Origin of the sequence: Candidatus Jidaibacter acanthamoeba, assembly GCF_000815465.1 — a bacterium.
Taxonomy (GTDB): domain Bacteria; phylum Pseudomonadota; class Alphaproteobacteria; order Rickettsiales; family Midichloriaceae; genus Jidaibacter; species Jidaibacter acanthamoebae.
In genome coordinates this window covers 1-8974 of record NZ_JSWE01000031.1, presented here as the reverse complement: position 1 = coordinate 8974, position 8974 = coordinate 1, and the positions used below count along the sequence as shown (strand labels likewise).

Annotated in this window: 7 protein-coding genes and 1 pseudogene; 5 read left to right on the top strand and 3 right to left on the bottom strand. The window is 31.0% G+C overall.

All coding sequences use genetic code 11. From position 1 onward, the window contains the following. Window positions 1-191: 191 nt before the first annotated feature. A pseudogene (locus NF27_RS12905) lies at window positions 192-362 on the top strand (IS982 family transposase); the annotation flags it as partial. Between the two features lie 210 nt (window positions 363-572). Here NF27_RS12905 and NF27_RS00450 read toward each other — a convergent pair. Both NF27_RS00450 and NF27_RS00445 read right to left on the bottom strand, forming a co-directional pair. Further along, the gene (locus NF27_RS00450; protein WP_039454631.1) at window positions 573-1673 is read right to left on the bottom strand and encodes a hypothetical protein; all 1101 of its coding nucleotides are present in this window, start codon (window positions 1671-1673) and stop codon (window positions 573-575) included. 181 nt (window positions 1674-1854) lie between these two features. Next, complete coding sequence (locus NF27_RS00445; protein WP_039454629.1) at window positions 1855-2124, bottom strand: leucine-rich repeat domain-containing protein; 270 nt, start codon at window positions 2122-2124, stop codon at window positions 1855-1857. 400 nt (window positions 2125-2524) lie between these two features. Between NF27_RS00445 and NF27_RS00440 the strand changes: the two genes are divergently transcribed. After that, complete coding sequence (locus tag NF27_RS00440; RefSeq protein WP_039454627.1) at window positions 2525-3571, top strand: P1/P2 acidic ribosomal protein; 1047 nt, start codon at window positions 2525-2527, stop codon at window positions 3569-3571. A gap of 72 nt (window positions 3572-3643) precedes the next feature. Here the strand turns inward: NF27_RS00440 and NF27_RS00435 are convergent, their stop codons facing one another. After that, the gene (locus tag NF27_RS00435; protein WP_039454626.1) at window positions 3644-4369 is read right to left on the bottom strand and encodes an ankyrin repeat domain-containing protein; all 726 of its coding nucleotides are present in this window, start codon (window positions 4367-4369) and stop codon (window positions 3644-3646) included. A gap of 480 nt (window positions 4370-4849) precedes the next feature. On the opposite strand from NF27_RS00435, the gene NF27_RS12170 reads away from it, so the two are divergent. The 3 genes from NF27_RS12170 to NF27_RS12165 all read left to right on the top strand — a co-directional run bounded on the left by NF27_RS12170 (window position 4850) and on the right by NF27_RS12165 (window position 8893). After that, window positions 4850-5011: a hypothetical protein gene (locus NF27_RS12170; protein ID WP_161791742.1), complete on the top strand. Its 162-nt coding sequence runs from the start codon at window positions 4850-4852 to the stop codon at window positions 5009-5011. Between the two features lie 363 nt (window positions 5012-5374). Further along, complete coding sequence (locus tag NF27_RS00430) at window positions 5375-8128, top strand: sodium:solute symporter family transporter (RefSeq protein ID WP_039454624.1); 2754 nt, start codon at window positions 5375-5377, stop codon at window positions 8126-8128. Window positions 8129-8698: 570 nt separating this feature from the next. Next, on the top strand, window positions 8699-8893 hold the full coding sequence (locus tag NF27_RS12165; RefSeq protein ID WP_039454622.1) for a hypothetical protein: 195 nt from the start codon (window positions 8699-8701) through the stop codon (window positions 8891-8893). Window positions 8894-8974: the final 81 nt, after the last annotated feature.

Below are 8974 nucleotides of genomic sequence, written 5' to 3'. Positions count from 1 at the left end.
ATAATTCTCAAGTAAGAAGTTTTAGACGCTCTGTAGAGTTGTCGTCAAGCTCTTCTTCTGATAATGAGAATTGTTTGCTTATGTGATAAAATGTATAATAAGAAATATTAAAAAGGTTTCATCTTTCAAGAGCCTGGGAAGAATTCAGTATTAAAGCTATTATATTAGAGTATAAATATTTATAATACCCTATAGATCAATTAAAGAATCGCTACCAAATAGAGCATTCAAGGCATAGGAGTCCGGTAAATGCTTTTGTAAATATCATCTCGGGTTTAATCGCTTATTGTTTCAAAAATCGAAAACCATCATTAAAACTTAATGATTTACAACCACTTAACCATCCCCTTATGTCGAGCTGAGGTTAGATTTATACCTCTTAGTATTAAACATTAAGAGACAACCATATAAGTATAATAGAATTTTATGAACCCCAATTTATAGAAATACTAGGTTAAGACACATAATATAGCTTATGTATCTCAACCTAGTATTGCATATCTTCCAAACTGTTTATTTATCAGTTTACCCTTCTTTTAAAAGCTGCTTACCTTTAAGTCACATAAGCTTTATTATATAGCTCTATGCTGTTGCCTACTTTCCGGATTCTTCTCCCTCCTCGTGGATTCACGCCCTGAAAAAGTTGTGGGGTGTGTATCCCTGCTCGACTTTGGTTTAGAATCTTGACTTAGGTTTTCTACATGTAAGCGTTTATTGCCATTAGTATTCTCTTGAGCGTCTTCACTCTTGATTGGTTCTTTACGCTTTCTTTTTAAACTTGGTGATTCCAATTCTTCATCGGTCCCTTCTTCATCTATCACTTCTTCTACTCTTTCTTCTTTTATCCTAAGGAGCTGTGGTAAAACTTCAGGGCTAGGGGTGGATTCTTGCTCCGGAGATAAACTTTGAGTTGTAATAGAAGTACTAGTGCTTGTACCAACACCTAGCGGATTAGGCGCTTGAGGCTGAGGCACTATTATACCATGAGCCATACTTGTAATTTGGCTATTTATATAATTCAATATTACTAAGTTCTGCTGCTTTACTGACTCCATCTCTACTAATAATTTCTGAAGCAAGGTATTCTGTTGTAAAAGTATATTTTCTTGTTGTGTAATTTTTTCAACCTGCTGGGCAATTATAGATTCAATATTTGTACCTCTAGAAGCAAGAGCTTGTGAACTATGCACAAATGGAGGCGGAGCTGAACTAAAGGGATTAGGTTGAGGTATATTGATAGGAGCCGGAGTGCTTGTCGTTTCTTGTAATGAAGGTGTAACATGCGTAGTAGGGGTAGGTCTACTAGAAGGGGTAATAGGTATATTTCTGCTAGGCTGGGTTGAAGCAGGTCTATATGTCTGTGCTGAAGTTTGAGTTGCTGAGATAGAGTAAGAGGAACTAAAGGCATTATTTGAAGAAATAGCTGCTCTGGGCTGAGAGGAAAGTGTTGAAGTAGGATGTGATATTGGTGTACCAAACCCTTTGCTTTGGAGCAGTTCTATTGTGCTGTTATGCCCACCATATGCAGCTAAGAGTATAGCTATGCTGCCAGCGTTGACGTTGTAATTAATCAATTCGGGGTTTTTATTTAATAAGGTTTCAATTACTCCCATTGCACCGGTTTTTACTGCTGCTATGAATTGCTTATGTTTTGTTTCTATTGTTTCTAACATTATATGTTTCCCTTTTTGTTTGGATAATTTTCGCTAATAATATTAACTATATTAATGTTTAAAGGTTTAAAGTTAAAATATATGAAGCCATATAAGCAAACTATATCATAAAATGATTAAAATTATGTTATGGATCAAATAATATTATATTAATTTTATAAATATTAGCTGTCCTATACCTTTAATACTTTTTAAGCCTACTTCTACTAAATCTTAATATTTTTAACTGGCTATTTTTCAAAAATGCAATGCTAAAAATTTGATTCTGCCTTAGATAAAGTTCAGATAAATTTTCTAGTTTATTCAAAGTTTCGAGATCAGTTTCACTTGATAAATTATTACCATTAAGATTAAGAATCTCTATTTGTGGAAAGCTTTGGATAAATATAATTTGTGTAAGCTCATTATCACTTAGATCCAACTCTAGTATACTTGGATCGTTTAAGGGCAAATATTTTAAGATGTTTTCATCACTTATATTTTTATTACTAAAATCTAAAACTATACTCTTAATATGCCATCTCCTTATTTTACGCTAAAATTAATTTAAACTGTTTAAATATTAACAAACTCCCCACATCTCTTCAATTTTAATTACTTAGTATAATTATTAATAATAAATATAATATATATTATATTTATTCCTAAAATGAAGAAAACCCGAAAGTAGATACCAGATTCGCTAACTGGATGGTGGAGAATAATAGTAACAAATAAGAAGCAAAGTTTCTAAAATATAATGCACATATGATATACGGAGAAAAACTTACTATTGTTAGAGAATTTGTTAACTAACTGTTAATATTTATCTAATATAGTTAAAAATTAGTAAAAGACCTTAGGGGAAAGGGATGAATAATAAATCGGATGATAACCGCGGCGGGTTAGGTAAATCATTACTTGAAAGGGTAAAAGATATATATCAGAAAGCCGGGAAAACATTCGCCGGGTTTGTCGGGCCAGGCGGTGAGCTTGAGAAGGAAGCACGGAGAAAAGCTGAAATAAGGATAAATGAAATCATCAAGCGATTAAGCAGCAGAAATTTGAGCACCACAGAAATACAAGAATTGATTAGAGAGGGTAATGAATTATTACAAAATTTCCCCGGTTTGTCGATTGCAACCGCGTTCTCCTCAGCTGCCGCACAAGCCGGCGGAACTTCAGTAGGCATCAGTCAAAGCCAACCGACTGTAACAAACAATAACAGAGAGATAAAGGATGAGAAAATAATAAGTTTAAGTGAATTATTTAATTTCCATCCTGATATCATAAAAGCTGAAGAAGAAAATAAAAAATTAAAGAACAGATTTGATGCTATTAAGCGTGAGCCGCCTAATGAAGAGAGTGTTAGTGCGATGCGTAGCACTATTGATGAGCACAAAAATCCGAACAAGTTTCATAGCTTTATTGATTTAACAGGTAAAGCCTTACATGCAATGGGTCAACAAATTGATCATTTAAAGGAAAGAATTCATATTCATGGTGAGGATCACCATATACCTACACTTGAGACAATGATAGAAAAAAGAGATAATTTTAGGAAAGAATCTCAAGAGACGGCTGTAGATATAGTTAAGGCAACAGTTATAGCACAGGAAGTTGGTAAATCAGAGAATCAAATGTCTAATCAGCAAGTACTAGAGGCATGTAAAAATTTTAATAATTTAGAACTTACTAGAGATCATAAAACCCATATATATGATTGCCTAGATCAAGCTGAAAAAGGGTTAGATTTTAAACCTGGTTTTGAAAACCTAATGGCTAGACTTAATATAAAGCCTAACCCTGAACTGAGCCCACCACAACCTAATGAACCGAAAGATAAAGACCCAAATAAATCAAAATGGACTGATTTAGTTTCACAGAACCCTAAAGGAGGAGGTAGGTCACCTATTTAACGATACAAATGTATCTAAAAGAAAGAACTAAGCAGTGAAACTCCTTAGTCTCTCTTTTTTATAAGTAAATATCTACATCATTATACAGCAACCATTTTTTTCTTTTTGCTTTGATGCTATTACTTTATTCTGAAAGCTTTTATCGCTATGCTCTTTTGAATAATTATCATAAGCTTTTATAAATAATTTTGACTCAAGGTTAAGCTCACATTTTTTTCCGGTAATTGTCTCGGTAGCTTGATGTATATGCTCTAAAGCTGTTTTCCCTGCATTATTACGTGCATTAAGATTAGCTCCCCTTCCTATTAACAATCCAATAGAAGGTGCAAAATCATTTAAAAGACATTCCGGAGCCCCATTAAAGTACCGCTCCTTACTTTCTATATTTAAAGAATCCACATATTCTTTTTCACCTTCCCTTGTTGTGTTTATTGTTGAAAATAATAATTTTTCATAATTTTTAGCTATAGCATGCAATGGGGAATTACCATCATTATCTATTGCATTTGGATTGGCAGCCGCCTCTAATATAACTTCAGATAGCTCTACATCCATCATTTTAGAAGTAATATGCAAAAATGTTTCACCAGTTTTTGGATTGCAAACTATATTAAAAGTATCCGATAACATAAGTTGGGCTGCTTGCTCACGGACACCAGGTTTTTTTAAAGATTCTTTATCTGCATTTTGTTCAAGGTAATCTTTAGTTTGTTGTTTTATTGATTCTACAATTCTTTTCACCTCATTTACATCTTTCGTTCGGATAATCGCTTCTTTCAAGCCAGTCGTATCTAACATAATAATCTCCGTAAAGAATAATTTTTTCTATTTTGCTCTTTTATATTAAGATAATAACATAAAAAGATATCAATATCTTAATATTAATGTAATTTTACTATGAAATTAGAAAAAAAGAAAGTACATAATTTAATTAAATGTTAAAAATGTATTATATATTATAAAAGATGTTAGCTTTAAAAGTTAATTAATATTTATTTTGTATTTTTAATAATTAATATACTTGCTTACTTCCTTGTATAAGAATTTTTAAAATCAAATATTATTATATTTTTTATTTTTAAAACTACTATATTACTACATTAACAAGGCTGCACTTATATTAAGTAAGTCAAGCTCTTAGTCTTTTAAACCATCCTTATCCAGGTGTAGCAAATGGTAATTATTTATTATCCAATTCTTAATAAAATAGCTATTGTCAAATTAATTGACATTCTTTAATCTCTTGCGAAGTTAATAAATAACTTTGAGGCCATCCAAATGTCTATTTTTAAAAAAGCTTTTATACTAGGTGCAGTAGCATTTGTTGTTTGTGCATTTTCTTATTCCAAAACTACTAAGAATAATTTTGTACCCAAAAATGCTCTTGAAGCAGTTTTAGAGCAAAATACTCTTTTATCTCAAGGCAACAAAACTGATTGAAGTAATAGGATGCTAAAAAGATACTTTAGAACTAAGTTCAAATCAGGTTCCTAAAATATTAGCTTTCAGAAAAATTGATCACCAGGGTTCTTAGTAATATTTTTCATATATTTACAAATAATTAGGTGAGTAAATATATCTCTATAGCTAATTTTTTTACACTATATTTTAGTATCAAATAAACTTCTATTTTAAAAATATTATTAAAAACTAACTTTATTAAATATATTAAGTATATCTTTTTAAGAAAATATAGAGGCTGCTTATAATTTAAAATATAAGTTATTGCTTTATAGCAATTGATATATTTTATTAATACTTTATTATACTACTATATTTTACTAATATTCTTAATAAATAATCATGTTCAAATTAAATTATATTGATTTAATTATTGTTATAGCGTTTTTATTTTCTTGCCTAATAATTGGTTTATATAAAACAACTAAAATTCAAACTTTTAAAGAATTTGTTCAAGGGTATAAAAATATATCGGTAACGGTGCTGGTTTGCATAATATTTGCTTCTTCAATTGGAGCAGGTAGTACTATTGGGGTAATAGGTAAAGTTTACGAGTTTGGGGCTATTTATGTAATCGGGCAATTACTTGTACCGTTAAGTTGGTTAATTATAACTAAAATTATTACTTCCAACTTTGAGCAATTTAAGGAATGCTTAACGCTTGGTGAAATAATGTTTAAACTTTATGGATCTCCAGGAAGATGGATAGTAGCTTTAGCATCTACAATAAGAAGTTTAGGATCTATTGCAGCTCAAGCTTTAGCACTTGGATTTGTTTTCAATTATTTTTTAAATATTGAAACTGGTTATGGAATACTAATTGGATATGGTATAATCACAATATATTCTGTTCTTGGAGGCATTAGGGCTGTAATCCATACAGAGATTTTCAAATTTGCTATTTTCTTTTTTATTATTCCAATATCTTATGTAGTGATTTTTTCTGAAATAGGCGGACTTGAAAATTTTATTTCTTATCTCCCCAGCTCACATTCAAATATAAAATTATCTAATGAAAATATAAGTTTATTAGCTAGCTTTGCACTGTACTTCTTGTTACCAGGGGTAGACCCGGCTTTTATACAAAGATGCTTGATTGCTAGGGATGCTAAACAACTTAAGCAGGCATTAAAAATGATTGCTTTAATATCTCTGCCTTTTTCAGCTGCGCTTTGCCTTATTGCTTATAAAATGAAATCTATTTTTCCAACTATGCAACCAGATGAAACATTATTAAAGTTTATATCTCTTCTGCCTCCTGTATTAAAGGGTATAATGGTTTCGGGATTAATGGCAATTATTATGTCTGTTGCAGAAGCAAAAATAAATGCTACAGCCATCATTTTAGTTAATGATGTTTTAAAAGTATTACGTCCAAAAAGTAGTAATACTACGCTGCTTTTATCCCTAAAATTTACTACCACAATCCTCTCCATATCCTCTTTAGCTCTTATTAAATTAAGTAGTAATATATTGGCTTTAATATGGTTAGTATCAAATTTTTGGGAGCCTTTGATTTCAATCCCTACTATTGCAGGATTTTTAGGTTTCCGATCTAACAGTAAATCATTTATAGCAAGTGTAATCATTGCTATCACTTTTACCTTGCTTGGTCGAATTATTGCAGGTGAATTTGCTATTATAAGTATTACTTTAGGTGATATAGGGAGTGCCATCGGCTTATTCGGTATGCACTATTACCAAGTTTCTAAAGGACATATACAAGTACAACCCACTCTTAAAATGACTAGAAAATCCTTACTAAATAGGATTGCAAATACTATTTTTGAACCAATAAGAAATATATATAAATTTCTAATCTCCAGCATTAAGTTGCTTGCAGTAAACCCCGGGCAGCATAAAATAGAGATTAGAAAATTTTGTACTTTCACTCTTTCTTATTACTTCTTATATAGCCTGGATGTCACCTCAAGCCCGGGGCATGTTACATTTGCTTACCTTATAACCATCGGATACTTTTTCTGCATGGTTTTGTTGTTTAGAGAATTTATCGCAAGCAAAAGGTTTATAGAAAAGTATCTACATTACTATTGGTATTTTTTAATTACCTTTTGTTTGCCCTTTGTTTCAAGTTATATGCTGTTTATCGGCTTTAATGACCCTTTCTGGGTAGTAAATGGTATATTATCTGCCTTCTCACTTTACCTATTCGTTGATGCGAGAAGATTTTTATTACTCTATTCGATCGGCACACTTTGCGGATTTATTCTATTCAAGCAGAGCGGGTTTAGTTTAGAGGGATTCCAGGGGATCACTACTACCGGCCGTATAGCCTATATTTATTTATTCTTCTTATTCGCTACCCTGTTTTTCCTACGTAAACGCGAAAAGGAACAGGAAGAGCGAGTAGAAACCATGCATATGTTCGGTGGCGCTATGGCACATGAGGTAAAAAGTCCATTGGCTACTATGGATATGTATGCAGGGCACTTAGGCTCATTACTGGAAGAAGCAACCAATAATAAACAGAAACAAGGAGACTTTTATCTTTTAAAAATTAAAGAAACTGAATTAGAAATGATTTTAGATGCCGGGAAGACATTGAAAAAAATAAGTTCCCATGGAATTACTACCGTTGATACTTTACTAACTTCAATGAAGAGTTCCGTAATTTCTGATGATAAAAAAGAATTGTTTATGGAAGAGTTTATAGATCTGGCAATATCTGAATATGAGCTCTTAAAGCAAAAACAAGACGGTATAAAGATTATAATCATAGATAACTTCCAATTTTACGGGTCTATGTATTTCATGAAGCAAATGTTATTCAACCTTCTTAACAATTCATATAAGTATGGTGGCAGAAACGTAAAAATAAATATAAGAGCAGAAAATAATAAGCTTTACTTTAGAGATGACGGTAAAGGTATAGCAGAAGAAGATATACCATATATATTTGATAAGTTTTATACCAAGAGTAAAAGCGGTACGGGTATCGGGCTTGCTTTCTGCAAAATGGTAATGCAGGACTTAGGAGGATATATTGAATGTAAATCAAGAGTAGGCAAGTATACTGAATTTATCCTAACCTTCCCTGCACTTAAGAAGAAAAAGAGACCGGTAAAGAAACAGTAAGCTGCGGTTAAAGGTAGACGTAAAAAGCTCTTTCAATTTTTATCAAAAGAGCTTTAGCCTAAACGCGTCAATAAATGATACTTGCAAATAATCTAAAGGTGCATTTTGCCCATTTCCTGATCTTCAACAAACTTAATTAAATCAGTTAGCTTATACTTAACATACTTACCTATCTTTAATTATATTTAAATATTAACGCTGCTAATAGTGTTTATATTAACATAGTAAGTATATATACTTATAAAGCAAGTATTAATATATATCAACATGAATTATAAAAATTTTATAAATAGATTAGGGTGGAATTTTAGATTTAACTATGAAAGCTCTCTATTTAATAAAGTATATCAACTGTAATTAAAGCCGATCTACAAACCATCTATATTAGCTTTATGCTTTATATACATGGTACTTATACTAATTACATTTTATTTAGAATACTATAAAATCCGAAATTAAATATTGAAAGCATAAGTTGGCATAGTAAAGACTTAGTTGATAACATAGGTATGTATTGCACAATAACTACTACCTCGCTAACAAAAGATTTTGAAGAAAGATTTAAATATAATGAATCTATCTATTGGACTAAGTGATATAAAAAACAAATTAATAGGTTACCTTGATCTTCCTATAAGTTTATCAACTATTATTAATAGATCAATATTGCATATAAGCTTCCCTTTTAGATTTGATATTGAAGATATTGTCGTAACCAATCCACCTCAAAATAGTCAAACAAATATACATATAAAGCATATATAGTAAATAATGTTGTATTATGGTACGAGATAAGGTAAATAAAAAAGAAAAACGATGTCAACAAGTCCATATAGTTTAGATCTA